Source organism: Pseudomonas sp. UBA5706, assembly GCF_002419965.1.
In the GTDB taxonomy this organism is placed as follows: Bacteria; Pseudomonadota; Gammaproteobacteria; order Pseudomonadales; family Pseudomonadaceae; genus Aquipseudomonas.
The window spans coordinates 1-24,605 of sequence record NZ_DIHC01000044.1 but is presented as its reverse complement, the minus strand read 5'-3'; the positions used below and the strand labels follow the sequence as shown (position 1 = coordinate 24,605).

21 protein-coding genes are annotated in these 24,605 nt (G+C 60.4%); 5 read left to right on the top strand and 16 right to left on the bottom strand.

All coding sequences use genetic code 11. From position 1 onward, the window contains the following. The first annotated feature begins 24 nt into the window (after nt 1–24). From B3I26_RS22715 to recR, 3 genes are all read left to right on the top strand, one after another. Nucleotides 25–351, top strand: a complete 327-nt coding sequence (locus tag B3I26_RS22715; protein ID WP_296261010.1) for a YbaB/EbfC family nucleoid-associated protein — start codon at nt 25–27, stop codon at nt 349–351. 219 nt (nt 352–570) lie between these two features. Beyond that, entirely contained in the window at nt 571–1,599 is a 1,029-nt protein-coding gene (locus B3I26_RS22710) for an NADP-dependent oxidoreductase (RefSeq protein WP_296261008.1), read from the top strand. 69 nt (nt 1,600–1,668) lie between these two features. After that, nucleotides 1,669–2,271: a recombination mediator RecR gene (gene recR, locus B3I26_RS22705; protein ID WP_296261006.1), complete on the top strand. Its 603-nt coding sequence runs from the start codon at nt 1,669–1,671 to the stop codon at nt 2,269–2,271. A gap of 80 nt (nt 2,272–2,351) precedes the next feature. Here recR and B3I26_RS22700 read toward each other — a convergent pair whose 3' ends face one another. The 12 genes from B3I26_RS22700 to ccoN form a co-directional block, all read right to left on the bottom strand. After that, nucleotides 2,352–2,900: an adenine phosphoribosyltransferase gene (locus tag B3I26_RS22700; protein WP_296261004.1), complete on the bottom strand. Its 549-nt coding sequence runs from the start codon at nt 2,898–2,900 to the stop codon at nt 2,352–2,354. A gap of 66 nt (nt 2,901–2,966) precedes the next feature. Next, the gene (gene fnr, locus B3I26_RS22695) at nt 2,967–3,701 is read right to left on the bottom strand and encodes a fumarate/nitrate reduction transcriptional regulator Fnr (RefSeq protein WP_296261002.1); all 735 of its coding nucleotides are present in this window, start codon (nt 3,699–3,701) and stop codon (nt 2,967–2,969) included. Nucleotides 3,702–3,822: 121 nt separating this feature from the next. Next, on the bottom strand, nt 3,823–5,205 hold the full coding sequence (gene hemN, locus B3I26_RS22690; RefSeq protein ID WP_296261000.1) for an oxygen-independent coproporphyrinogen III oxidase: 1,383 nt from the start codon (nt 5,203–5,205) through the stop codon (nt 3,823–3,825). A gap of 202 nt (nt 5,206–5,407) precedes the next feature. Then, nucleotides 5,408–6,103: a sulfite exporter TauE/SafE family protein gene (locus B3I26_RS22685; protein ID WP_296260998.1), complete on the bottom strand. Its 696-nt coding sequence runs from the start codon at nt 6,101–6,103 to the stop codon at nt 5,408–5,410. Then, nucleotides 6,096–6,335: a cbb3-type cytochrome oxidase assembly protein CcoS gene (gene ccoS, locus B3I26_RS22680; protein ID WP_296260996.1), complete on the bottom strand. Its 240-nt coding sequence runs from the start codon at nt 6,333–6,335 to the stop codon at nt 6,096–6,098. The genes B3I26_RS22685 and ccoS overlap by 8 nt, the downstream gene beginning before the upstream one ends. Further along, nucleotides 6,314–8,803, bottom strand: coding sequence for a heavy metal translocating P-type ATPase (locus B3I26_RS22675; protein ID WP_296260995.1), 2,490 nt, complete (start codon nt 8,801–8,803; stop codon nt 6,314–6,316). The genes ccoS and B3I26_RS22675 overlap by 22 nt, the downstream gene beginning before the upstream one ends. A gap of 4 nt (nt 8,804–8,807) precedes the next feature. Beyond that, nucleotides 8,808–9,347 carry a FixH family protein gene (locus B3I26_RS22670; RefSeq protein WP_296260993.1) on the bottom strand — a complete coding sequence of 180 codons (540 nt, stop codon included), beginning with the start codon at nt 9,345–9,347 and terminating at the stop codon, nt 8,808–8,810. 12 nt (nt 9,348–9,359) lie between these two features. Beyond that, complete coding sequence (ccoG, locus tag B3I26_RS22665) at nt 9,360–10,775, bottom strand: cytochrome c oxidase accessory protein CcoG (protein WP_296260992.1); 1,416 nt, start codon at nt 10,773–10,775, stop codon at nt 9,360–9,362. 405 nt (nt 10,776–11,180) lie between these two features. Further along, the gene (ccoP, locus tag B3I26_RS22660) at nt 11,181–12,161 is read right to left on the bottom strand and encodes a cytochrome-c oxidase, cbb3-type subunit III (protein WP_296260990.1); all 981 of its coding nucleotides are present in this window, start codon (nt 12,159–12,161) and stop codon (nt 11,181–11,183) included. Beyond that, on the bottom strand, nt 12,158–12,349 hold the full coding sequence (locus B3I26_RS22655; protein WP_296260988.1) for a cbb3-type cytochrome oxidase subunit 3: 192 nt from the start codon (nt 12,347–12,349) through the stop codon (nt 12,158–12,160). The genes ccoP and B3I26_RS22655 overlap by 4 nt, the downstream gene beginning before the upstream one ends. Before the next feature lie 3 nt (nt 12,350–12,352). Continuing rightward, on the bottom strand, nt 12,353–12,964 hold the full coding sequence (gene ccoO / locus B3I26_RS22650; protein ID WP_296260987.1) for a cytochrome-c oxidase, cbb3-type subunit II: 612 nt from the start codon (nt 12,962–12,964) through the stop codon (nt 12,353–12,355). After that, a complete protein-coding gene (gene ccoN, locus B3I26_RS22645) occupies nt 12,964–14,406 on the bottom strand; it encodes a cytochrome-c oxidase, cbb3-type subunit I (RefSeq protein ID WP_296260985.1) in 1,443 nt (480 codons plus the stop codon). Before ccoN ends, ccoO begins: the two co-directional genes overlap by 1 nt. Before the next feature lie 907 nt (nt 14,407–15,313). Between ccoN and B3I26_RS22640 the strand changes: the two genes are divergently transcribed. Next, entirely contained in the window at nt 15,314–15,991 is a 678-nt protein-coding gene (locus B3I26_RS22640; protein ID WP_296260981.1) for an alpha/beta family hydrolase, read from the top strand. Nucleotides 15,992–16,329: 338 nt separating this feature from the next. Here the strand turns inward: B3I26_RS22640 and B3I26_RS22635 are convergent, their stop codons facing one another. The 4 genes from B3I26_RS22635 to acnA all read right to left on the bottom strand — a co-directional run bounded on the left by B3I26_RS22635 (nt 16,330) and on the right by acnA (nt 23,241). After that, nucleotides 16,330–16,806 carry a hypothetical protein gene (locus B3I26_RS22635; protein WP_296260980.1) on the bottom strand — a complete coding sequence of 159 codons (477 nt, stop codon included), beginning with the start codon at nt 16,804–16,806 and terminating at the stop codon, nt 16,330–16,332. 1,012 nt (nt 16,807–17,818) lie between these two features. After that, nucleotides 17,819–19,384, bottom strand: coding sequence for a methyl-accepting chemotaxis protein (locus B3I26_RS22630; protein ID WP_296260978.1), 1,566 nt, complete (start codon nt 19,382–19,384; stop codon nt 17,819–17,821). Nucleotides 19,385–19,488: 104 nt separating this feature from the next. Continuing rightward, nucleotides 19,489–20,280: a CPBP family intramembrane glutamic endopeptidase gene (locus tag B3I26_RS22625; protein WP_296260976.1), complete on the bottom strand. Its 792-nt coding sequence runs from the start codon at nt 20,278–20,280 to the stop codon at nt 19,489–19,491. Between the two features lie 219 nt (nt 20,281–20,499). Next, nucleotides 20,500–23,241 (bottom strand): aconitate hydratase AcnA, encoded by a 2,742-nt coding sequence (gene acnA / locus B3I26_RS22620; RefSeq protein ID WP_296260975.1) that lies wholly within the window; start codon nt 23,239–23,241, stop codon nt 20,500–20,502. Nucleotides 23,242–23,476: 235 nt separating this feature from the next. Between acnA and rlmM the strand changes: the two genes are divergently transcribed. Next, the gene (rlmM, locus tag B3I26_RS22615) at nt 23,477–24,544 is read left to right on the top strand and encodes a 23S rRNA (cytidine(2498)-2'-O)-methyltransferase RlmM (RefSeq protein ID WP_296260972.1); all 1,068 of its coding nucleotides are present in this window, start codon (nt 23,477–23,479) and stop codon (nt 24,542–24,544) included. Nucleotides 24,545–24,605 lie beyond the last annotated feature (61 nt).

Genomic DNA, 24,605 nt, shown 5'->3' with positions numbered 1-24,605 from the left:
CATCGACTTTCGAGGAGAACTCCCATGATGAAAGGTGGCATGGCTGGCCTGATGAAGCAGGCTCAGCAAATGCAGGAAAAAATGGCCAAGATGCAGGAAGAACTGGCCAATGCCGAAGTGACCGGCCAATCGGGCGCAGGTTTGGTCAGCGTGGTGATGACCGGTCGCCACGATGTCAAGCGCGTCACCCTGGACGACAGCCTGATGCAGGAAGACAAGGACATCCTTGAGGACCTGATCGCTGCTGCCGTCAACGACGCGGTGCGCAAGATCGAAGCCGCAAGCCAGGAAAAGACCGCGAGCATGACCGCTGGCATGCAACTGCCGCCGGGCATGAAACTGCCGTTCTGATAGGCGTGCGTTGTAACGGATGCCAGGCCCAGTGCCTGGCATTTTTGTTTGTGGCTCATGGTTGGGTTTTGATGCCCTCGTGATTCGCCTTTGGGCAGTGATCGCGTCCCATCACCGTATTTCCGGCGTCCTATCAACCCCACATCCGTGCGAACCCCATCCGGCACCAACGGTCTGCTTTCTATAGTCCCGAATCGATCATTCAAGGAGTTAATCCCGATGTCGCAAGAATTGATCCTCAACCAGCGTGTGGTCCTTGCTTCCCGGCCGGACGGTGCGCCGACGCCCGAGAATTTTCGGCTTGAGCGCAAAACGTTGCCCGATCTGGAAGATGGCCAGGTGCAGCTACGCACGCTTTACCTGTCTCTTGACCCCTATATGCGCGGTCGCATGAGTGATGCGCCGTCCTACGCGCCGCCGGTGGAAATTGATGCGGTGATGGAGGGCGGGGCGGTCAGTGTGGTCGAGCAGTCGCGCAATCCGTCGTTCAAGGAGGGCGATTGGGTGGTCGGCCAGACCGGTTGGCAAACCCATAGTATTTCCGATGGCAATAATCTGTTGGCCGTGCCCAAGGATCTGCCAAGTCCGTCGATGGCCGTGGGCGTGCTAGGTATGCCGGGCATCACTGGCTACATGGGTTTGATGGACATCGGCAAGCCCAAGGCCGGAGAAACCCTGGTGGTGGCGGCCGCGTCCGGGGCCGTGGGCTCGGTGGTCGGACAAGTGGCCAAGCTGCATGGGTTGCGGGTAGTCGGCATCGCTGGCGGAATCGACAAGTGCCGCTACGTGATGGACGAACTGGGGTTCGACGCATGCATCGATCACAAGAGCGAGCATTTCGCCGAACAGCTCGGCGAGGCCTGTCCCAGCGGCATCGATATCTATTTCGAGCTGGTAGGCGGCAAGGTTTTCGAAGCGGTCCTGCCGCTGCTCAATCAGCACGCACGGATTCCTTTATGCGGCCTGATCGCCCAGTACAACGCTCAACGCGTGCCGGAGGGCCCGAATCACTTGCCACTGCTGATGCGCACGCTGCTGACCAAACGCGCACGGATTCAAGGTTTTATCGTTTACGAAGAGTATTACCATCGCCTGGAAGAGTTCGTGCACGCCATGCTGCCTTTGGTCAAGGACGGCAAGGTCAAGTTCCGCGAGGATGTGGTACAGGGGCTGGAGCAGGCCCCGGATGCGTTCATTGGCATGCTGGAGGGCAAGAACTTCGGCAAGCTGGTCGTCAAGGTGTCTTAAGGGTGATTTGACGCTTGCCAGAGGCGCGGGTATAAACCGCGTCTCGTGTTTTTGTGAGACTTTTCCTCAATGAGCTTCAGCCCTCTGATTCGCCAATTGATCGACGCCTTGCGCATTTTGCCCGGGGTCGGTCAGAAAACCGCACAGCGCATGGCGTTGCAGTTGCTCGAGCGTGACCGCAGCGGTGGCGCACGGCTGGCTCAAGCGCTGAGACAGGCCATGGAGGGCGTTGGTCATTGCAAGCAATGTCGCACCCTCACCGAAGACGAGCTTTGCCCGCAGTGTGCGGATATCCGTCGTGACGACGCATTGCTGTGCGTGGTGGAAGGGCCAATGGACGTCTATGCGGTAGAACAGACCGGATATCGTGGGCGCTACTTCGTGCTCAAGGGGCACCTGTCGCCGCTCGATGGCCTGGGGCCTGAAGCAATCGGCATTCCGCAATTGATGTCGCGGATCGAAGAACAGGGCACGTTTAGCGAAGTGATCCTGGCCACTAACCCGACGGTGGAGGGGGAGGCCACTGCGCATTACATTGCACAGTTGCTCAGTAACAAGGGCTTGGTCGCCTCGCGCATCGCCCATGGTGTGCCCCTGGGGGGCGAACTGGAGTTGGTGGACGGCGGCACGCTGGCGCATTCGTTTGCGGGGCGCAAGCCAATCAAGCTGTAAGAATGCCCCGCTTTTGCTCCTGCGATCCAGGGCCGGAATCAAAAACCGACGAGGCCATCAGTTAAATCACACCAGCGTTATTATTTGTCCGTCAGGGCAAACCGGGTCAGGCAGAACGTGGGAATTTCCATGTCCTCCAGGCGATCCGAGCCGCCCAGTTCCGGCAAATCGATGATCGCAGCGGCCTCATGGACCCTGGCGCCCATGCGGCGAATCAGGCTGGCAGCGGCGATCAGCGTGCCGCCGGTCGCGATCAAGTCATCGAACATCACCACCGAGTCGCCCTCACACAGGCTGTCGGCGTGGACTTCCAGAAACGCCTCGCCATATTCAGTCTGATAAGCCTCGGCCAGCACATCCGCCGGCAGCTTGCCCTGCTTGCGAAACAGCACCAAAGGCTTGTTCAGTTCATAGGCGATGATCGATCCGATCAGAAAACCCCGCGCATCCATCGCTCCCACATGGGTGAAATCCGACTCGATATAACGCTGTACGAAGCTGTCGATCACCAGGCGCAGTGCCTTGGGCGACTGGAACAGTGGGGTGATATCGCGAAAGACAACGCCCGGCTTGGGGAAGTCCACCACCGGACGGATCAGGGATTTAAAGCTCAATTCATCGAAAATCATCAAAAGGTCCTGGGCAGGAAACATGCGCAAAGCGCGTAGTTTAAGCCTGCCCGACCCGGACTGCCATCAGCTATCCAGCGAACCGCCGGCCAACGCGCACAGCTGGATGGGGTCCAGAATGTGGATTTCCTTGCCCTCGGCGGCGATTAATTCGTTTTGCTGAAAGCGGGTGAACACCCGAGAAACGGTTTCCACGGCCAGCCCCAGGTAGTTACCGATCTCGTTGCGCGACATGCTCAGTCGGAACTGGTTGGCGGAAAAGCCCCGCGCGCGAAAGCGTGCGGACAGGTTGACCAGGAACGTGGCGATGCGCTCGTCGGCGGTTTTTTTCGACAACAGCAGCATCATTTGCTGATCGTCGCGAATTTCCCGGCTCATCACTCGCATCAGCTGGCGACGTAACTGCGGCAGTTGCACCGACAATTCATCCAGTCGCTCGAAGGGAATTTCGCACACCGAGGTGGTTTCCATGGCTTGAGCGGATACCGGATACGCTTCGGCATCCATGCCCGACAGGCCCACCAGCTCACTGGGCAAATGAAAACCGGTGAGCTGTTCTTCGCCGCTGTCGCTTAGGCTGAAGGTTTTCAGGGCACCGGAGCGCACGGCGTACACTGAATCGAAGGCATCGCCCTGGCGAAACAGAAATTCGCCTTTCTTCAAGGGACGGCCACGCTTGACGATGTCATCCAAGGCATCCATGTCTTCCAGGTTTAACGAAAGTGGAAGGCACAACGGGGCCAGGCTGCAATCCTTGCAGTGAGCCTGGGCATGAGCACGCAACTTGACTGGCTCAGACATCGGGTAATTCCTTGTAAGAAAACACACATTGACCGCAAGGGTAACCCAAGGGTTCCCGCTCAGGCCAGCATGTGTCCTGTGTGACGTGAAAATGATGACTGCCGCTTCTGTGTAGATTTGCCTAGATGACCTTGGAAAATCTTTGGCGGTTTTGTAGATCGAGGTAGGCGTCGAAGACCATGCAGATCGAGCGCACCAGCAGGCGCCCGGCCGCCGTTACGCGAATGCCGTTGGCGTCCAGATGGATCAGCCCGTCCCGGGCCAATGTCAGTAATCTGGGCCACACATCGTTGAAATAGCCGCGAAAATCGATGCCGAAGCGGTCTTCGACGCAAGCGAAGTCCAGCGAAAAATGGCAGATCAGCTGCGCGATGACCGCTCGCCGGATGTGGTCGTCGACGTTGCACACCAGCCCGCGCTTGGTGGCCAGTTGATCGTTGCCGAGCAGGGTCTGATAGTCGGCAAGGTCGCTGCTGTTCTGCGCGTAGAGATCGCCCACCTGGCTGATGGCCGACACGCCCAGACCGATCAGGTCGCAGTGGCCGTGGGTGGTATAGCCTTGGAAATTGCGTTGCAGCGTGCCTTCTTCCTGAGCGATGGCCAGGTCGTCATCGGGCAGGGCGAAGTGGTCCATGCCGATATAGCGGTAGCCGGCGCTGGTCAGTTGGTCGATGGTGCGCTCAAGCATCTGCAATTTGTGCTCGGCGCTGGGCAGCTGTGCGGTGTCGATGCGACGCTGTGGCATGAAGCGCTCGGGCAGGTGCGCGTAATTGAACACCGAGAGACGGTCGGGCTGCAGGGCAATAACTTCGTCCACGGTACGCGCGAAACCATCCGGGGTCTGCAACGGCAGGCCGTAGATCAGGTCGATGTTCACCGAGCGGAACTGCAGGGTACGGGCCGCTTCAACGATGGCGCGTGTCTCTTGCAGGCTTTGCAGGCGGTTGATGGCTCGCTGCACCAGCGGATCGAGGTCCTGGACACCGAGACTGACCCGGTTGAAGCCCAGTTCACGCAGCAGCCCCATGGTTGACCAGTCAGCCTCGCGCGGGTCGATTTCAATGCCGTAATCGCCGCAGTGGTCATCCAGCAGCGTGAAATGCTTGCGCAGATGCGCCATCAATTGACGCAGTTCGACGTGGCTGAGAAACGTCGGCGTGCCGCCCCCGAAGTGCAGTTGCTCAACCACCTGACGGCCGTCCACGTGGCAGGCGATCATCTGGATTTCCTGTTCCAGACGCTGCAGATAGGCCTGGGCGCGGCCGCGGTCCTTGGTGATGACTTTGTTGCAAGCGCAGTAGTAGCAAATGTTGGCGCAGAACGGGATGTGCACGTACAGCGACAATGGGCGCAGCGCCTTGCGGCTTTCGCGCAGTGCATGCAGCAGGTCGAAAGGCCCCACCTGATTGTGAAACTGCACCGCGGTAGGGTAGGACGTATAACGCGGTCCTGTCAGATCGTGGCGGCGGATGAGTTCAGAATCCCAACGAAGGTCGTCGAGCATGGGGGGTATTCTCGAAAGGGCTGGCGGTAAAGGCAGTCTAGGCAGTGAACGGGTGGTGTTTATTGATCGGGGTCAGTGTTTATTAACCGGGGACGGTGTTTATAAGACCACCGCGCCCGGTGCGTTTGAACCTACTTGCAGGCCGCAGCAGCCGTCAGCTGGCGCCTAATTACCGCGCTCTTCGGTCTGAAGCAAAAGCGTTTCAATGCCCCATTAACCAGTGCTGATGTGGTCCCGGCAGGGTCCATAGGCCAAAAATCATCACCAGCAACCCTGCGGCGATGCGCACCCCGCGCCTGCGCAGCAAAGCGGTGGTGCGCTCGGCGGCGAGGCCCGTGGCCAGCAGCACGGGCCAGGTGCCGATGCCAAATGCCAGCATCAATAGCGCGCTGGACAGCGCGTTGCCCTGGCTGGCCGCCCACAGCAGCGTGCTATAAACCAGCCCGCACGGCAGCCAGCCCCATAGCGCGCCGAGCAACAGCGCCCGTGGCAGGTTCGACACTGGCAGCATCCGGCTGGCCAGCGGCTGTATAGAGCGCCATAACCAGCGTCCCAGCCCTTCGATGCGCGTCAGCCCGCTCCACCAGCCCGCTAGATACAACCCCATGCAGATCAACAGCAGCGCGGCGAGCACACGCATCAGCATGGCCCCCGGGCTATTGGCCACTGCCCAGCCTGCCATTCCGATGAGCAGCCCGGCACAGGCATAGCTGCAAATTCGCCCCAGGTTGTAGGCCAGCAGCAGGTGGAAGCGTCGACTGCGTTGCTCCCTGGGAATCGCCAGTGTCAGTGCTCCCATCAACCCGCCGCACATGCCCAGGCAATGGCCACCGCCAAGCAGCCCAAGGATCAGCGCCGAGAGGAGTTGGGGGAGCAGGTGGTAGAGGGTTTCACTCATCAAATCGGCCTATCGCGCACCCGGTATGCTTCGCTTCAGGCTTGTGCACATCCTTACTCGACGCCTCATCTACCCCTGCCTGGTGTTTCGGGTCTTGGTCATCGAACAGAATGCTGTGCGCCGGCCCATCCAGATCGTCGTACTGGCCGCTGTCCACCGCCCAGAAGAACACATAGATCGCCACTGCCACGATCAGCAGGGCCACCGGAATCATGATGTAGAGCGCGGCCATTGTGCCTCCGGAGTCGGTTCTGCGGTGAGCGGGCGTTGGCCCGTCGAAGCGGCTGAGGCATCGTTGGGCTTGACCCGGGTAAGACGCAATGCGTTGAGCACGACGATCAGTGAGCTGAACGACATGCCCGCCGCTGCCCACAGCGGCGTGATCCAGCCGAGCGCGGCGAAGGGCAGCATGAGGCCATTGTACAGCCCCGCCCACAGCAGGTTCTCGATGATGATGCGCCGGGTGCGCCGGGCCAGCTCGAATGCCTTTACCAATGTCTGCAAGCGATTGGACAGCAACACGGCATCAGCGCTGGTTTTGGCCAGGTCAGTGGCCGAACCCATCGCCACGCTGATGTCGGCCGCCGCCAGCACAGGTACGTCGTTAATGCCGTCGCCAAGCACCAGGACCTTGCGTCCCTGGGCCCTGAGTTGCTGGAGCATTTTAAGTTTTTCATCCGGCTGCAGGCTGCCACGGGCCTCGTCGATGCCCAGTTGCGTGGCGACACGGGCCACCATCGGCGAACTGTCCCCCGACAACAGCAGCGTTTTCCATCCCCGCTGCCTGCAGGCCTGGACCAACGACGCGGCGTCATCGCGCAGGTGATCGTCGAGTACCAACCAGGCCAGCGCTTGCTGCTCATCGCCCAGCAGCAGCCACTGCCCTGGCTCATCCGGCATCGCTGGCTGCGTGGCGTTACTCAAGGCGCAGACGAACGCCGGTTGGCCGATGCGCAGCCAGCGGTCGCCAATGCGACCTTCCAGGCCGCGGCCCGGCACGCTGGTCACCTGATCAGCGTTCAAGGGTGTGCTGCCGAAGGCCCGGGCGATGGGGTGTGCCGAATGGCTTTCCAGCGCTGCCGCCAGGCTCAGGCACTCGTCGCTGCTTAGCGTACCCAGACCGCGGATGCCCCGTAGCGTCAGGCGACCTTCGGTCAAGGTACCGGTCTTGTCGAAAATGACCGTGTCGATCTGATTCAGCCCTTCCAGTACGTGCCCCCGGGTCAGCAACAGGCCCAGCGAGTGCAGCGTGCCAGTGGCCGTGGTCAGCGCCGTCGGGGTTGCCAGCGACAGCGCACAAGGGCAGGTGGCAACCAGCATCGCCAGCACGATCCACAAGGCGCGGGCAGGGTCCAGTTGCCACCACACCAGCCCGATACCTGCCGCAAAAATCAGCGATATCAGCAAGAACCATTGCGCCGCGCTGTCAGCGATCTGCGCCACCCGTGGCTTTTCCGATTGTGCCCGCTCCAGCAGCCTGACGATGGCCGAAAGGCGAGTCTCATGGCCGAGGGCCAGAACCTCTACCGTGATTGCGCTATCGACATTCAACGTGCCAGCGGTGACCGCATCGCCAGGGGTGCGTGGCTGAGGCAAGTATTCCCCGGTCAACAGCGATTCATCGATGCTCGACTGGCCGATCACGATGCGTCCATCGGCGGGCACTACCGCGCCGGGGTGTACCAGCACCCGGTCTTTGACGCGCAGTTCGCTAAGCAAAATGCGCTCGCTCTGGCCGTTTTCAATCAGGCGCAGGCAGGACGCTGGCAACAGACTGACCAACTGTGCCGTCGCCGCTGCGGTGCGCTCGCGCGCGCGACGTTCAAGATAGCGCCCGCTTAGCAGAAACAGCGCGAACATGCCCACTGCGTCGAAGTACAACTCGCCGTTGCCGGTCATCGCCGTCCAGACACCGGCCAGATACGCCATGCCGATGGCCAGCGACACCGACAGGTCCATGGTCAGGTGGCAAGTGCGCAGATCCCGCAACGCACCTTTAAAGAACGGCACGCAGCTGTAGAGCACGATGGGGGTCGTCAGAAGCATCGCCACCCAGCGCAGGATGGTGTGCATGTCCGGGCTCAGATCAATGTTGAATTCCGGCCACGTGGCCATGGTCGCCATCATCGCCTGAAACCATAGCAACCCCGCGAGACCCAATTGGCGCAGGCTGCGGCGGTTTTCTTGTGCCAGCTGCTCGGTGGCCACATCGGCTTGATAGGGGTGCGCGGCATAGCCGATATGGCGCACCTCGTTCAACGCCTGGCTCAGCGACAGTGTTGCGTCGTCCCAGCGCAGGTGCAGCCGATGGTTGGACAGGTTCAGCCGAGCCTCGACCACCGCCGGCAAGGTGCGCAAATGACGCTCGATCAGCCAGCCGCACGCTGCGCAGCTGATGCCTTCGATCAGCAGTGTGATTTCAGCCAGGTTGTCGTCGTGACGCACGAACGGTGCCTGTACATCGGGGCGGTCGTACAGCGCTTGTTCGTCCGCCAGCTGCACAGGCAGCGTGTGGGGATTGGTCGATGCCTCGCTGCGATGGCTGTAATAGCTTTCCAGGCCGCCCTCGACTATTGCCTGCGCCACCGCCTGGCAGCCCGGACAGCAGAAATCCCGCGGTTCACCGAGCACGACGGCGGTAAAACGGCCACCACGGGGAACGGGCAGGGCGCAGTGGTAACAGGAATCGGGTGCGTTCACGTCATCACTTCATACGGGCTTCGGCGCCCTGAATCGGCTCGTCGCCCAGAATCAGGTCCTTGTCGCGCACGATGGATTCCTCTTCGAACAGGCGCCAGGTCTGGCCGTTTTCCACACCGAGCAATTCGACGAAGCGACGCCCTTCGACCCGCTCGCTCAACTGCCCGACATAGCGTCCTGGTTGCGCCGGGGCGCGCGCCATGACCACCTTGCGATCCTTTTCCGGCTGGGTCGGCGAGATCAGGTTCAGCACCAGCGTTTCCGGAAGGCTGTCACCGGTCAGGTGCAGGTTCGCTTCACCGGTGACATCGTCCAGGCTCACAACGGCGCGCAGTTTCAGGGACTGGGCGAGCAATTCGCGGTCCAGCGAGCGGTTGATGCCTTTGCCCGCTTCGTAATAGTTGTCGCTCACCAGATTGTCCGGGTGCGTTACGGCGATTGTCACCATCGTCAGGGTCAGGGTCACCGAGCAGGCCAGAATGCCGATAATGATCCACGGCCAGCGATGCTTGTACCAGGGGCTTGCAGGCGTTGCTAGGGTCATGTCCGGCTTCTCTCAACGAACGTGTGGGCCGATGAACCGGCTCTTGGCTTGCACTTGGATGTCGCCGTTTTGAACGTCCCTGAGGATGAACCTGACCTCGTTGGTGGCCGAAGGCAGCGCTTGGGGGGCAACCGACAACCCCAACGGCATGGTGAATATGTCGCCGGCGGGCACCTTGATCTCGCGCAGGCCTTGCAGTTTCAGGTCGGGCAAGCCGGTGGCGTCGAGCACGTAGGTGTGTTCGACCTGATCCTTGTTCATGACTTTCAGGCTGTAGACATTCTGGATCCGGCCCTCGGCCGTTTCGCGATACAGCATGCGGTCCTTGCTGACGTCCAGGCCCACCAGCGAACGCGTGAGAAAGGCCCCGGTCAGTACCCCGATCATCACCAGCAGCACCACCGCGTAACCGACCAGGCGAGGCCGCAGCTTGCGCGTGACCTGGCCGGAAAGGTTGTGCTCGGTGGTGTAGCTGATCAGCCCGCGCGGGTAGTTCATCTTGTCCATGACGGTGTCACAGGCGTCTATGCACGCCGCGCAGCCGATGCACTCGATCTGCAGGCCGTCGCGAATGTCGATGCCGGTGGGGCAGACTTGCACGCACAAGGTGCAGTCGATGCAATCGCCCAGTCCTTGAGCCTGGTAGTCCATGTCTTTCTTGCGCGGCCCACGTTTCTCGCCGCGACGGGGGTCGTAGGAAACGATCAGGGTGTCCTTATCGAACATCACGCTTTGAAAGCGCGCATAAGGGCACATGTAAATGCACACTTGCTCGCGCAACCAGCCTGCATTGGCATAGGTGGCCAGGGTGAAGAACCCGACCCAGAAATATGACCAGCCATCGGCCTGGCCGGTAAAAAATGCCGAAGTCAGTTCACGGATGGGGGCGAAGTAGCCAACGAAGGTCAATCCGGTAACCAGGCCGATCAGCAGCCACAGGCCGTGTTTGGCAAATTTACGCCCGAACTTGCCGGCGCTCATCGGCGCGCGGTCGAGCTTGATGCGTTGGTTGCGGTCGCCCTCGGTGACCTTCTCGCACCACATGAAGATCCAGGTCCAGACGCTCTGCGGGCAGGTGTAGCCGCACCACACCCGGCCGGCGAAAACGGTGATGAAAAACAACCCGAACGCGCTGACGATCAGGATGCCGGACAGCAGGATGAAATCCTGGGGCCAGAACGTCGCCCCGAAGATGTAGAACTTGCGCTCCGGCAGATCCCACCAGACTGCCTGATGCCCGCCCCAGTTGAGCCAGACCGTGCCGAAGTACAGGAGAAACAGCAGCACACCGCCGCCGATTCGCAGATTGCGAAATAGACCCGTGAAGGCGCGGGTGTAGATCTTTCGCCGGGAGGCATAGAGGTCGACACTGTCACCCTCCGTGTTGGCAGGTGGCGTGACGTTGTGAACCGGAATCTGGTTACTCATCGAAGCGTGCTCACCGAAAGGTCCCGGGTATTGGTATGTGCAATGCCGCACATGTTACCCCTGGGATTTTAGTCCAGGGGCGTGTCATAGGGTCGCCCGACACTCGGGCCGCAGCGTCGCCACGGTGTGCCAGTTGTTTTTGATTCTGGCCGGCAGTGGCGCGCGGGACACCCGGTGCCTGTCGCGAACCTGCCGTTGCCCGAAGGGCGCAGGAGTCCGGCTGACTGAGGCGTAGCTGCGAAAGCAGTCGTGCAACCCCACACCTGGGGCGGGGTCTTACACCGCAGTGACTGATTCTGCTGATGCAGCCGTGCGCTGAGTCCCCTGCAGACCTCCAGCGACGCTTGCTCCAGAAGCGCGGTATCTACGCGCGGCCTGTCCGGCGAACTCAAGTGCGCAGCCTCTTCACTCCTGCACCTGCGTGGCCTTATCCCCATGGGACAAGCTGTACACATACGCCGCCAGCAAGTGCACCCGGTCGTTGCCCTGCAGCAACTCTTGCGCAGGCATCTGGCCCTGGCGACCGTAGCGTATGGTTTGCTGCAGTTGCGCGAAGCTTGCGCCGTAGATGAACCCGTCGGCATGTGTCAGGTTGGGCGCGCCCAGGGCAGGGGTTCCTTTGCCCTCGGGGCCGTGGCAGGCGACGCAGTTAGTGGCGTAAATTTTCTGTCCGGCTACGGGATCGGCCTGGGCATCCTCCGGTAGCTTACGACCGGCCAGTTGGGTCAGCACATAGGCCGACACGTCGCTCACGCCTTGCTCGCCGATCACTTGACCCCAAGCGGGCATCACCGCGTGGCGACCGCCCATGATGGTAGCCTTGATGGTTTGCGCATCGCCGCCCCAACGCCAGTCGTCATCGGTCAGGTTGGGAAAGCCGTATGCGCCTTTGGCATCGGAGCCGTGGCAGACCGAGCAGTTGGAGGCGAACAGCCGACCACCCATTTTCAGTGCTTGCGGGTCCTTGGCGACGTCCTCGATCGGCATCGCCGCGAACCTGGCGAAGATCGGGCCAAAACGCGCTTCGGCCCGGGCCATTTCCTTTTCCCATTCGTGCACGCCGCTCCAGCCTTGCTTGCCATCGGAGAAAGCGATTTTCTTGTCATTATCGGCGTAGTCGTAACCGGGCAGCAGACCTTGCCAGTTGCCCAGCCCCGGGTACAGCGCCAGGTAACCCAAAGCGAAGAGGATGGTGCCGATGAAGAGCATGAACCACCATTTGGGCAGCGGGTTGTCATACTCCTCGATGCCGTCGAAGGCGTGGCCTACGGTTTCTTCGGTGGTATCGGCCCGCTGGCCCTTACGGGTGGCCAGCAGCAGCCAGGTCACGCACACAAGTGTCCCTAACGACAGCACGCTGACGTACAGGCTCCAAAACGTACTCATTCTTTAGGGCTCCTGGCGGTTTTCGCTTGCTCGAGCTGCTTGATGGCCTCGGGGTCATCGGCAAAAGGCAGCAGCGTCGCGTCGTCGAATTCGGCCTTGCGTCGGGGGCTGAACACCCAGAGCGCCAGACCGATGAAGGCCACCATCACCACGACGGTGCCCAGGCCTCGAATCATTCCGATATCCATAGATCACCGTTTGCTCTTGATGAGGGTGCCAAGGCCCTGCAGATAGGCCACCAGCGCATCCATTTCGGTCTTGCCCTTAACGGCGTCCGCGGCGCCGGCGATGTCCGCATCGGTGTAGGGCACGCCAAGGCTGCGCAGCACTTGGAGCTTACGGCCGGTCAGTTGGCCGTCGAGCTTGTTATCCACCAGGAACGGATAAGCCGGCATGATCGATTCGGGCACGACGTCGCGCGGGTTGTACAAGTGCGTGCGGTGCCAGTCGTCGGAATAGCGACCGCCAACCCGGGCCAGGTCCGGGCCGGTGCGCTTGGAGCCCCACAGGAACGGATGGTCCCAGACGCTTTCACCCGCCACCGAGTAGTGTCCGTAGCGTTCGGTTTCGGCGCGAAACGGTCGGATCATCTGCGAGTGGCAGCCGACGCAGCCGTTAGCGATAAACACATCGCGCCCTTCAACTTCCAGGGCCGGGCGCGGCTTCATGCCCTCCACCGGCTGGGTGGTGACGTCCTCGAAGAACAGCGGGACGATCTGCGTCAAGCCGCCCACCGCCACGGCGACGACCATAAAGATGGCCAACAGGCCGATGTTCTTCTCAAGGGTTTCGTGTTTGATCATCAGTGGGCTCCCACGACAGCGATCCGGGTGGCAGCGTCGGCTTCCTGTGCATTCGAGGCGCGCACGGTGCGGAACACGTTGTAGGCCATAAACAGCATGCCGCTGGCAAAGATTGCGCCGCCCACTGCGCGCACGATGTAACCCGGGTGGCTGGCTTGCAGCGCTTCGACGAAGGAGTAAGTGAGCGTGCCGTCATCGTTGATCGCACGCCACATCAGGCCCTGGGTGATGCCGTTGACCCACATCGAGGCGATGTACAGCACGGTGCCGATGGTGGCCAGCCAGAAGTGCGCATTGATCAATGCAATGCTGTGCATCTGCGCCCGGCCGTATAGGCGCGGGATCATGTGATAAACCGAACCGATGGAAATCATCGCCACCCAGCCCAGTGCCCCGGCGTGAACGTGGCCGATGGTCCAGTCGGTGTAGTGTGAGAGCGAGTTGACGGTCTTGATCGCCATCATCGGCCCTTCGAACGTGGACATGCCGTAGAACGCCAGTGAGACCACCAGGAAACGCAGGATCGGATCGGTGCGCAATTTATGCCAGGCGCCGGAGAGGGTCATCATGCCGTTGATCATGCCGCCCCAGCTTGGCGCCAGCAGGATGATCGACATCACCATGCCCAGCGACTGCGCCCAGTCGGGCAGGGCGGTGTAGTGCAGGTGGTGTGGGCCGGCCCAGATATAGAGGGTGATCAACGCCCAGAAATGCACGATGGACAGGCGGTATGAATAGATCGGGCGTTCGGCTTGTTTGGGCACGAAGTAGTACATCATGCCGAGAAAACCGGTGGTCAGGATAAAGCCGACGGCATTGTGCCCGTACCACCATTGGATCATCGCATCGGTGGCACCCGAGTACGCCGAATAGGATTTGAACAGGCTCACCGGCAGTGACATGTGGTTGACGATATGCAGCATGGCGGTGACCAGGATGAAGGCGCCGTAGAACCAGTTGCCGACATAAATGTGTTTGGTCTTGCGCTGGACGAGGGTGCCGAAAAAAACCGCCGCGTAGGCCATCCAGACGATGGCCAGCAGAATCGCGATCGGCCATTCGAGCTCGGCGTATTCCTTGGTGGTGGTGTACCCCATCGGCAGTGTGACGATGGCGCCGACGATCACTGCCTGCCAGCCCCAGAAGTGGAAGGCGGCCAGGCGGTCGGAGACCAGGCGCGTCTGACAGGTACGCTGCACCACGTAATAGGAGGTGCCAAACAGCGCGCAGCCGCCGAAGGCGAAGATCACCAGGTTAGTGTGCAGCGGGCGCAAGCGTCCGAACGTGGTCCACTCGAGACCAAAGTTCAGGTCGGGCCACACGAGCTGTGAGGCGATGAAGACACCGAGCCCCATGCCAAGGATCCCCCAGACCACCGTCATGATGGCGAACTGGCGGACTACCTTATAGTTATAAGCAGTCGGAGTGATTGCAGTGCTCATTCTCAGGTTCCACGGTTTGAGTATTTTATTAGTGTGGGTAACGGCCGCAACGTCGAGCTGAGCTTAAACCTTTCGCTTGGCCAAGCTGGGGCAGGTCAGGGTCGACTGCTGTGGAACTACGGCAGATGCCTGGGCGAAGGTGCGCCAAGGCGGTCTGCCCAAGTGGGCCGATGGGACGGGGAACAGGTCGGTGAGGCAGCGCCCGTGGATGGGAAATTGGATACAACCCTGCGGGTGACTGACATGGCTGCGCTGTCTGTCTGCAAGAGGGCTGAGGGGTCGTGCACAATCCTTTCACTGAGCCTGTGGCCAGCTGTTGCCGGACCACTGTGGGCCTTAGCTTAGACGCGTTTGGCCGGCGATGGAAGCCGTAGCAACGAGCGCTGCGACACTTGGTCGCGCGAATGGGGCAAGTTGCCGCGCCCTATGCGGGACGCGGCCTTTACCTGGTTTCGATAGTCGCTGAAACGGTTCTCTCCCTGCATTCCATGCATCTGGGTTGACCATGTCTGTATCGAAAGTTGTATACAAAAGACGCTGACATTTGCACTTTGTTACTGCCCAAAATATTTTGGCCCGAGCTGGCAGACATGGCCGGCGACCGTCGCGGTGGATCGACCGGCACCGGACAGGAAATGCTGCCCCGTCCATGAAGCCGCCCGGTTGCGTGTGGGTTGGGGCGCTCATGTTGACGAGGGTTTTCTGCCCAAGTGTGCTGGCAGGTTAAGTGCCCGAAGCTGAACCGCGGCTGTCTCGGGCAGGATCTTCATTTACTCCTCCCTCCTGGCAAACCCTTGTTCCCACGACCTGACGCAAGCAAGACCCACGCCCGATGGCAAGCCGGACTGCTGTGCCCGTGGCTGGCATAATGTCGCCCTCGCCGTAGAGTTCTGGATACCCCGCAAGCATGAGTAGAAAACACGATGCAGACCCTTGTGCACAATTGGCCCACACCCAAGGCTGGTTGTGGAACGCCGCTGCAGCCGTAGGTCACGGCAAGCCTGCAACGCTGATTCTCGCCCACGGTGCAGGTGCGCCCATGGACAGTCAGTTCATCAATGACATGGCTGAACGTCTCGCCGCACTGGGCATCGGTGTGATGCGTTTCGAATTCCCCTACATGGCGCAGCGTCGCATCGACGGCGGCAAACGGCCCCCCAATCCTCAGGCGAAATTGCTCGACTGCTGGCGCCAGGTCTACGCGACATTACGCCCCCATGTCAGCGGTCGTCTGGCCATCGGTGGCAAGTCCATGGGCGGGCGCATGGCGAGCCTTCTCGCCGACGAGCTCAAGGCTGATGCCTTGGTCTGCCTGGGCTACCCGTTCTACGCCGTGGGCAAACCGGAAAAACCCAGAGTTGCGCATCTGGCCGATTTGCTTACCCCCACCCTTATTGTTCAGGGCGAACGCGACACCCTTGGTAATCGCGAAGCCGTTGAAGGCTATACGCTCTCCAAGCACATTCGTGTGCATTGGTTGCCCACCGCCAACCATGACCTCAAGCCGCTGAAGGCGGCGGGCGTCAGCTATCAGGACTGTATGCAGGCCACGGCCGAACAGGTCGCCAAACGAGTCATCGGCTGAGTCGGCCAGTACTTTTCGAGACGGCAGCGTCGACCGAACACCCTCCGGTACGGTGAAATCGATCGCTGACATCGATAACTCGATTGCTCCGCGCCGTCGGGCGGTTTGAATGTTGCAGGCGAGCAACGTGACGCACGCCTTTCTGAAGTCGCGGAAGCGACAGCGACAAGGCCAATACCTGTCAGGCGTGATCGGTTGTCCGCAAGGTCAGGGCTTGGCGCCGGTTCGTTCTGTCGTTCGACAAGCCCCCAATGCGGCAAGGCAGCAGGGGGCTTTCGTTCACGGTGGAGTTCAGCCCGGTCGCATTAGGGTCCCGAACACCTGGACGCCGCCTCGTACTACTCCTGCAGTTTGCGTCGTCGAATTGCCCGACCGCGCAGGGTCTTCGGATGGGTTTTGCCGTCGCTGCGCAGCACGATCTGCAAGGTTTCCGATACCCCCACCAGCCGCGCGCGACGGACCACTTCGTAACGAATTTCCACTGCGCCGGTTTTGTAGCTGCCCAGTTTCTCGGCGTTCAGGTACTGGATCAGTCGTGGCCCGGTGCGTCCGTTGGCTTCGCCAATGGTGGTGTAGAAGGTGCTGTTGCCCCAACGCATCTTCAGTTGGTCGCCTGCCCAGATTCTCGGCGTGCGCGGGATGTTGATATACACACCGGTAATAAGCTGCTCCTCGGTGACGACGCCATCGTTGACGCCGGTGAGGAACGGGGCGGGGAGCGTAGGGGCGGCTTTCGTGGCCTGCTGAGCAACTTCCCAAGGTACGCCCAGTGCATCCTGCAGGTGCTCGGAGTAGCAATTGGCAGTTTCATTCACCGAGACGCCGGGCATTGGCGTCGCGTGCAGTTCCTCGTAGTGGGGGACTGACGCCTTGCGCAGAGTTGATCCATCAGATGGTTGGTTTTTTTTTATTAACTGATGCTTTGCTGGTGTTTGAATGTTATCCGGGGCGGTGTGTTTCGGGTTAACGGGCGGTTGGATGTCCGTTTCGTCTTCCATGGAGGCTCCTAGATCAGAGAGTTGTAGCGGGTGTTTAGAAACTCAGACGATGACAGTCTGATTTGTAGGACATGAGTATCTAGGAGGCATATGTTCGATTCGACGAAAGCGACTGTCAATCAGGTGGCTTGCAGAGGTTTACATGGCTTTTCACGCTCGATCGTACCTATTGAAGAGCACGCAGAACTATGAATTTCAGCATGTTTCTGCTCTTTTAAGGGTGTTGTAATTACATATGTACTGCACTCGCTCTTCCGAATTGTGTTTGCACTCGAGAGCTTTCGTAGATAGCTGTAGGCTTTAGGGAAATAAGCGCGCAAAAAATAATTTCGGACCCGACGAATTGTGCACCTTTCACGCTGACTTACACGCATCTGCATGGAGTGCCATGCGTCAAATATTCGAACGCCTATTAAAACTATCTTGTTACAAAGTTTAGGAGCGGGTGCCCGGTCAGGAGTGACTCGGTTCATTGCCGGCGCGGTCGATGAGCGAGTGGTCGATGGCCACGGTTTGGGCTGCAAGTTCTGCAGAACGTAGCGTTCGACCACGATTTCGGTGGGGCGCAGGGTCAGATCGTGGGCTGCACTGTGCAAGTCGTGCCGCGGACCAGAGCGTCCATGGTTCTAGGTCAGCGCACGCACATTGGTAGAGTTGTTTATCGCTATCTGAATTCAACTAATGGCGATCTACACCCCACGTGAACCCTGCACTTTCCTACACATCCCAACAATGTCGACCTGTCACTTCAAAAATTTCCTACGACTGCACCACGCATAAAAAAGCCCCGCGCTTGATTACCGGGGCCTCGCGTAGAGCGTTTCGGTTATCAGCGGTTGAAGCGCTCCACCAGCGAATACTGAGTGTTGGCAGTGTTGGTCAGCTCGGCACTCAGGGTAGCGGAGCGGCGGGCCTCGTCGGAGGTTTGATCGGCCAGGTGGGCGATGGTGCTGATGTTGCGGCTGACCTCCTCGGCGACTGAGCTTTGTTCTTCGGTGGCGGCGGCGATTTGTGTGGTCATGTCGGTAATGTTCGCGACCGCATCGCTGATGCCCATCAGCGCCTTGTCGGCTTCCATGACCTGTTCGACGCCTTCTTCGGCCTGACGGCGACCGGTGTTCATGGTCTGCACGGCATTGTTGGCGGTCGCCTGCAGCTTGGCAATCAGGGAGTGGATCTGTCCGGTGGATTCGGTAGTGCGTTGTGCCAGCTGCCGGACTTCATCGGCTACGACCGCAAAACCACGGCCCATTTCACCTGCGCGAGCGGCTTCGATGGCAGCGTTCAGCGCTAGCAGGTTGGTCTGGTCGGCAATGCCTTTGATCACGTCCACCACGCCACCGATTTCGTCACTGTCCTTGGCCAGTTGGGTGACAGTCGCGCCGGTTTCGCCCACGGAGGACGAAAGGCGCTGAATGGCTTCGCGGGTCTCGCTAGCGATGTCACGACCGCGGCGGGTCAGGGCATTGGCTTGCTGCGTGGCCTCGGCTGTGCGTTGCACGTGGTTGGCGACGTCCTGCGTCGTGGACGCCATCTGGTTGATGGCGGTGGCAACCTGTTCGGTTTCCACGCGTTGACGATCCAGCGCATTGGAGCTGGCTTGCGCCAGGCTGTCGGATTGTCGCGCTTGCGAATTCAGGTGTTCGGCCGTGTCCTGCAGGCGGGTCAGGCAGGTTTTCAAACGGGCTTCCTGGCTGAGGATGGACATTTCCAGACGCGCCTGCGGGCCACGACTGTCGGTGTACATCTGCGCGATCAGCGGGTCTGAAGTGGTTTGTTCGGCCAGGCGCAACAGGCGCTTGATGCCGCGCTGCTGCCAGGTCAGGCCGAGCAGGCCCAGCGGCACGGACAGGGCGGCCGCCAGCGCAAAACCCCAATGGGAGTTGAGCCACGCACCGATCAGAAAGCTCAGTTGGCTGACCAGAATGAACGGTAACCAGTCCTGCAGCACCGGCAGCCAGGTGTCGCGGGTGGGCACTGCGGATTTACCGCTGTTGAGGCGTTTATAAAGTGCCTCGGCACGGCGGATCTGCTCGGCAGTGGGTTTGATCCGCACCGACTCGAAGCCCACCAGTTGCTGGCCGTCGTAAATCGGCGTGACGTAGGCGTTGACCCAGTAATGATCGCCGTTCTTACAACGGTTCTTGACGATGCCCATCCACGGCAGACCCTGCTTGAGGGTCCCCCACATGTGTTCGAACACGGCTGCAGGAACGTCAGGGTGGCGCACGGTGTTGTGCGGTGCCTGGAGCAGTTCGGCGCGGGAGAAACCGCTGATCTCGACAAACGCGTCGTTGCAGTAGGTGATCACCCCCCTCGCATCGGTGGTCGAGATCAACCGTTGCTGCGCCGGGAAGGTCCGTTCGCGTTGGGTGACGGGCTGGTTATTACGCATAAGCTGTTCTATCCGGGAAGGCTTTGACGAGTTATCGGCCCGCCTGCCAGAAAATTAAGCGCTTTGTGGAGTGCGTCATGATGCACATTGCGGCAGGTCAATGGTCAGCGATTGAACATCGGGTAGGTGAACAGGGCGAAATGCGCGAGATTGAGTCCGAAATGGGTGATTACGGAGGCAGCCAGCCCGCCAAAACGGTAGGCGATGCCGTAGCCGACACCGGCCATTGCTGCCAGGACCATCCATTGCCATCCGGCACCAATGTGGGCGAGGCCGAACAGCAGCGATGCGACGAGCAGGGCCAGCGCCTGGTGGTATGGCACTCGCTGTAATAGCCGGCTCAGGCCACCCTGGAGATAGCCGCGGAAAATCAGTTCTTCTGTAAGGGTCACCAGCAGCAGATTGTTCAGCACCCAGATGACGCCTTGCTCGGACCATTTCGGTACCCAGCCCATCAGCCGCATCGACAAGGCGGAGGTCAGGCACAGCACAACGGTAATCGGCAATGTGAAGCTGACGGTGATCAGGGCACGGCGCAGCGTCATGGCCGTGAACACCCAAGGACATGCCAGGGCAATCCAGAAGCCGATCAGGGGTTTGTCCAGATGCATGTACATCGAGAACGGTGCCGCTTCCGGGGTGAAACGTACGGCCGCGATAACCCGGGTACTGATGAAGCCGGGAAGCCAGTGGCTCGCCAGCCCCGCAGCCAGGGCGATAAACAGCAGGTGACCGAAGGCGCGAACCGCCCAGTGCTTGAAATGACTGACGCAGATCCCGGCCATGATCAGCAGCCCGACGATGACCGCGACCGGAATACTCAGTTGGCCATACGCCAGCGCGATGCAGTAGCCGAGAGTCAGGAGCGTGATCGTGCTCCAGCGCTGCGCCAGCATGGGTGGTCCTTGAAGGTGGGGTAAGGGCGGCGAGTTTAACGTTGATTAAACGGGTGTGTATGTGCAAAGAGGATGAAAGGCGTCTGAAAATCGGGTGAGGATTTCTGCGCGATGGTGTAGGTCTTTTCTCACGAGGGGCGTCGATCGTCCGGTGGTTGACCAGGCCTGTGCACAGCACAGGATCTGTAGCCGCACGTGGTACGGCTACAGAACATCAAGTTACGCCGCAATCAGCTGGCGCAATACATAGTGCAAAATCCCTCCGGCCTTGAAATATTCCACTTCGTTCAAGGTGTCGATCCGACACAGAACATCGACGTTTTCCTGCTGGCCGTTTTCCCGGGTAATTTGCAGGGTCAGGTTCATGCCCGGTTGCAGGTTTGCGCCCGTCAGCCCGGTAATGTTCACCACTTCTGTCCCGGTCAGTTCCAGGGTTTTGCGGCTCTGAGCGTTTTTGAACTGCAGCGGCAGCACCCCCATGCCCACCAGATTGGAACGGTGAATACGTTCGAAGCTCTCGGCGATAACCGCTTTGACCCCTAGCAGATTGGTGCCCTTGGCCGCCCAGTCGCGGCTGGAGCCGGTGCCGTATTCCTGCCCGGCAATGACCACCAGCGGCGTACCTTCCTGTTGATAACGCATGGCCGCGTCGTAGATCGGCAGTTTTTCGTCGGTTGGTACATGCAGGGTGTAACCGCCTTCTTCGTTGCCGAGCATTTCGTTGCGAATGCGGATGTTGGCAAACGTGCCGCGCATCATCACTTCATGGTTGCCGCGGCGCGATCCGTAGGAGTTGAAGTCCTTGGGTTCCACGCCCTTGCTGCGCAGGTAGCGACCTGCAGGGCTGTCGGCCTTGATGTTGCCAGCTGGCGAGATGTGGTCGGTGGTCACCGAGTCGCCCAGAATTGCCAGCACGCGGGCCTTCTGCACATCCACGATCACGGGCAACGGACCTGCGACGTCATCGAAGAACGGTGGGTGCTGGATATAGGTGGAATCGTCCTGCCACACGTAAGTCGCGGCTTGCGGCACTTCAATCGCCTGCCACTGCTCATCGCCGGCGAACACTTCGGCGTATTCCTTATGGAACATGCCGGTGCTGACGTTCAACACCGCGTCGGCTATTTCCTGCTGTGTCGGCCAGATGTCGCGCAGGTAGACCGGCTGGCCATCATTGCCTTCGCCCAATGGTTCACTGCTCAAATCCACCCGTACGCTGCCTGCCAGGGCATAAGCGACCACCAGCGGCGGCGACGCCAGCCAGTTGGTCTTGACCAGCGGGTGCACGCGGCCCTCGAAGTTGCGGTTGCCGGACAACACCGATGCGACGGTCAGGTCCGACTGCTGGATGGCTTTTTCGATAGGGTCGGGCAATGGCCCTGAGTTGCCGATACAGGTGGTGCAGCCATAACCGACCAGGTCGAAGCCCAGCTTGTCCAGGTACTCGGTCAGGCCCGCCGCGTTGTAGTAGTCAGTCACCACCTTCGAGCCGGGTGCCAGCGAGCTTTTCACCCAGGGTTTGCGTTGCAGGCCTTTTTCCACGGCCTTTTTCGCCAACAGACCGGCCGCCATCATGACGCTAGGGTTCGAGGTGTTGGTGCAGGAAGTGATCGCAGCAATGACCACGGCGCCATTTTTCAGGCGATAGGTGTTGCCCAGGTATTCGTATTCCGCCTCTGCGACCTGTTCGGCATTGCCCACTGCCACACCGCCGCCGCCCTCGCTTTCGAGGCGGCTTTCCTCATGTTTGCTGGGTTTGAGTGCCAGACCGAGAAAGTCGGTAAACGCTTGCGAGACATCCGGCAAGGCGACGCGGTCCTGCGGCCGCTTGGGGCCTGCGAGGCTGGCGACCACCGAGCCCATGTCCAGCTCCAGCGCGTCGGTGAATACTGGCTCTTTGCTTGGCAGGCGCCACAGACCCTGGGCCTTGCAATAGGCTTCGACCAGTTGCACGGTGTCGTCCGGGCGGCCCGACAGGCGCAGGTATTGCAGTGTCACGTCATCGACCGGGAAGAAGCCGCAGGTCGCGCCGTACTCAGGGGCCATGTTGGCAATGGTCGCGCGATCCGCCAGGGGAAGGTCTGCCAGGCCGTCGCCGTAAAACTCGACGAATTTGCCGACCACGCCTTTTTTGCGCAGCATCTGGGTCACGGTCAGCACCAGATCAGTGGCGGTGATGCCTTCCTTGAGCTTGCCGGTGAGTTTGAACCCGATCACTTCGGGAATCAGCATCGACACCGGCTGGCCGAGCATCGCGGCTTCGGCCTCGATCCCGCCCACGCCCCAGCCCAGTACGCCCAGGCCGTTGATCATGGTGGTGTGGGAATCGGTACCCACCAGCGTATCCGGGAAGGCATAGGTGCGGCCATCTTCTTCCTTGGTCCACACCGTGCGGCCCAGGTATTCAAGGTTGACCTGATGGCAGATGCCGGTGCCCGGTGGCACCACGCTGAAATTATCGAATGCACTTTGGCCCCAACGCAGGAAGGCATAACGCTCGCCGTTGCGCTGCATTTCGATGTCCACGTTCTCGCCAAAGGCCTGTTTGTCGCCGAACTTGTCGACCATCACCGAGTGGTCGATCACCAGATCCACCGGCGACAGCGGGTTGATGCGTTGCGGATCGCCACCTGCCTTGGCCACGGCGGCGCGCATCGCGGCAAGATCGACCACCGCTGGAACGCCGGTGAAGTCCTGCATCAACACCCGGGCAGGGCGGTACTGGATTTCCCGCTCGGACTTGCGTTCGGTAAGCCAGGCCGCCAGGGACTTCAGGTCCTCGCCGGTGACGGTTTTGTCGTCTTCCCAGCGCAGCAGGTTTTCCAGCAGCACTTTGAGCGACATCGGCAGCTTGTCCAGGTCACCCAGGGATTTGGCGGCATCGGGCAGGCTGAAGTAGTGGTAGGTCTTGTGGTTGACGTCGAGTGTCTTGAGGCTTTTCAGGCTATCGAGGGAGGGCATGAACTAACTCCTTGACGAGTCCGCACGGTACGGACGGGTGAAACACGCGAAACGGTAAGACGACTTGATAGGCCCTCTGACAGGCGGCTCTTAACGGTCATTGAGTAGTACTGGACCTTTGGCCTGCGCCAGTGGTTCCTGATTCCGCTATCATGCGCGGTTTTCGAGTCATTGAGGTACAGCCTCAAGTATAGAGCGCGCCGTGAGACCCTCCGGCGCCCGAGGAGACCTCCCAGTGAATACCCTTTTCATGCATTGCCGTCCCGGTTTCGAAGGTGAGGTCTGCTCGGAAATCAGCGAGCACGCCGCGCTGCTTGGCGTGGCGGGCTATGCCAAAGCCAAGCCCGGAGCGGCCTGTGCCGAATTCGTCTGCACTGAGCCGGACGGTGCCGAACGTCTGATGAGTGGTGTGCGCTTTTGCGATCTGATCTTCCCAAGGCAGTGGGCTCGCGGGGTGTTCGTGCAGTTGCCCGAGACCGATCGCATCAGCATCATCCTTGAGCACATGGCCGGCTTCGGGGCGTGTGGCAGCCTGTGGCTGGAAGTGGTCGACACCAACGACGGCAAGGAGCTTTCGACCTTCTGCCGCAAATTCGAAGGACCGCTGCGCAAGGCCTTGGAAAAGTCGGGCAAGCTGCTGGACAATCCGAGCCTGCCACGTCTGCTGCTGACCTTCAAAAGCGGACGCGAGGTGTTTCTGGGCTTGGCTGATGGCGGTAATTCGGCGATGTGGCCGATGGGCATTCCCCGGCTCAAGTTCCCCCGTGAGGCGCCAAGCCGTTCGACGCTCAAGTTGGAGGAAGCCTGGCATCACTTCATTCCCCGCGACCAGTGGGATGAGCGTCTGTCCGGTGACATGACCGGCGTTGACCTGGGGGCGGCACCCGGCGGCTGGACCTATCAGCTGGTCCGGCGGGGAATGCTCGTCACCGCGATCGATAATGGCCCGATGGCCGAAAGTCTGATGGACACCGGCCTGGTGCAGCATTTGATGGCCGACGGTTTTACCTACAAGCCGCGTCAACCGGTGGACTGGATGGTCTGTGACATCGTCGAAAAGCCCGCACGCAATGCGGCACTGCTGGAAACCTGGCTGGGCGAGGGGTTGTGCCGCGAGGCAGTGGTCAACCTTAAGTTGCCGATGAAGCAGCGCTACGCCGAAGTGCGACGTCTGCTAGCGCGCATCGAGGAAGGCTTCAAGGCCCGGGGCGTTAAGGTTTCGATCGGTTGCAAGCAGCTGTACCACGATCGTGAGGAAGTGACCTGCCATTTGCGTCGGCTGGATGTAAAGCGCAAGGGATGATGGTGGTGGGAAGCGATGTTACTGCTGCGATGTGAGGGGCGCGCAGGGCACGAAAGTCGGT

What these genes read in the sequence shown, in the direction of transcription:
- B3I26_RS22625 (WP_296260976.1), bottom strand. Translation starts at nt 20,280, where the DNA reads ATGCTGGCGCAGCGCTGGAGCACGATCACGCTCCTGACTCTCGGCTAC.
- fnr (WP_296261002.1), bottom strand. Translation starts at nt 3,701, where the DNA reads ATGTCTGAGCCAGTCAAGTTGCGTGCTCATGCCCAGGCTCACTGCAAG.
- B3I26_RS22640 (WP_296260981.1), top strand. Translation starts at nt 15,314, where the DNA reads ATGAGTAGAAAACACGATGCAGACCCTTGTGCACAATTGGCCCACACC.
- acnA (WP_296260975.1), bottom strand. Translation starts at nt 23,241, where the DNA reads ATGCCCTCCCTCGATAGCCTGAAAAGCCTCAAGACACTCGACGTCAAC.
- ccoP (WP_296260990.1), bottom strand. Translation starts at nt 12,161, where the DNA reads ATGAGTACGTTTTGGAGCCTGTACGTCAGCGTGCTGTCGTTAGGGACA.
- B3I26_RS22630 (WP_296260978.1), bottom strand. Translation starts at nt 19,384, where the DNA reads ATGCGTAATAACCAGCCCGTCACCCAACGCGAACGGACCTTCCCGGCG.
- ccoG (WP_296260992.1), bottom strand. Translation starts at nt 10,775, where the DNA reads ATGAGTAACCAGATTCCGGTTCACAACGTCACGCCACCTGCCAACACG.
- B3I26_RS22655 (WP_296260988.1), bottom strand. Translation starts at nt 12,349, where the DNA reads ATGGATATCGGAATGATTCGAGGCCTGGGCACCGTCGTGGTGATGGTG.
- B3I26_RS22715 (WP_296261010.1), top strand. Translation starts at nt 25, where the DNA reads ATGATGAAAGGTGGCATGGCTGGCCTGATGAAGCAGGCTCAGCAAATG.
- recR (WP_296261006.1), top strand. Translation starts at nt 1,669, where the DNA reads ATGAGCTTCAGCCCTCTGATTCGCCAATTGATCGACGCCTTGCGCATT.
- B3I26_RS22710 (WP_296261008.1), top strand. Translation starts at nt 571, where the DNA reads ATGTCGCAAGAATTGATCCTCAACCAGCGTGTGGTCCTTGCTTCCCGG.
- ccoO (WP_296260987.1), bottom strand. Translation starts at nt 12,964, where the DNA reads ATGATCAAACACGAAACCCTTGAGAAGAACATCGGCCTGTTGGCCATC.
- ccoN (WP_296260985.1), bottom strand. Translation starts at nt 14,406, where the DNA reads ATGAGCACTGCAATCACTCCGACTGCTTATAACTATAAGGTAGTCCGC.
- B3I26_RS22670 (WP_296260993.1), bottom strand. Translation starts at nt 9,347, where the DNA reads ATGACCCTAGCAACGCCTGCAAGCCCCTGGTACAAGCATCGCTGGCCG.
- ccoS (WP_296260996.1), bottom strand. Translation starts at nt 6,335, where the DNA reads ATGGCCGCGCTCTACATCATGATTCCGGTGGCCCTGCTGATCGTGGCA.
- hemN (WP_296261000.1), bottom strand. Translation starts at nt 5,205, where the DNA reads ATGCTCGACGACCTTCGTTGGGATTCTGAACTCATCCGCCGCCACGAT.
- B3I26_RS22700 (WP_296261004.1), bottom strand. Translation starts at nt 2,900, where the DNA reads ATGATTTTCGATGAATTGAGCTTTAAATCCCTGATCCGTCCGGTGGTG.
- B3I26_RS22685 (WP_296260998.1), bottom strand. Translation starts at nt 6,103, where the DNA reads ATGAGTGAAACCCTCTACCACCTGCTCCCCCAACTCCTCTCGGCGCTG.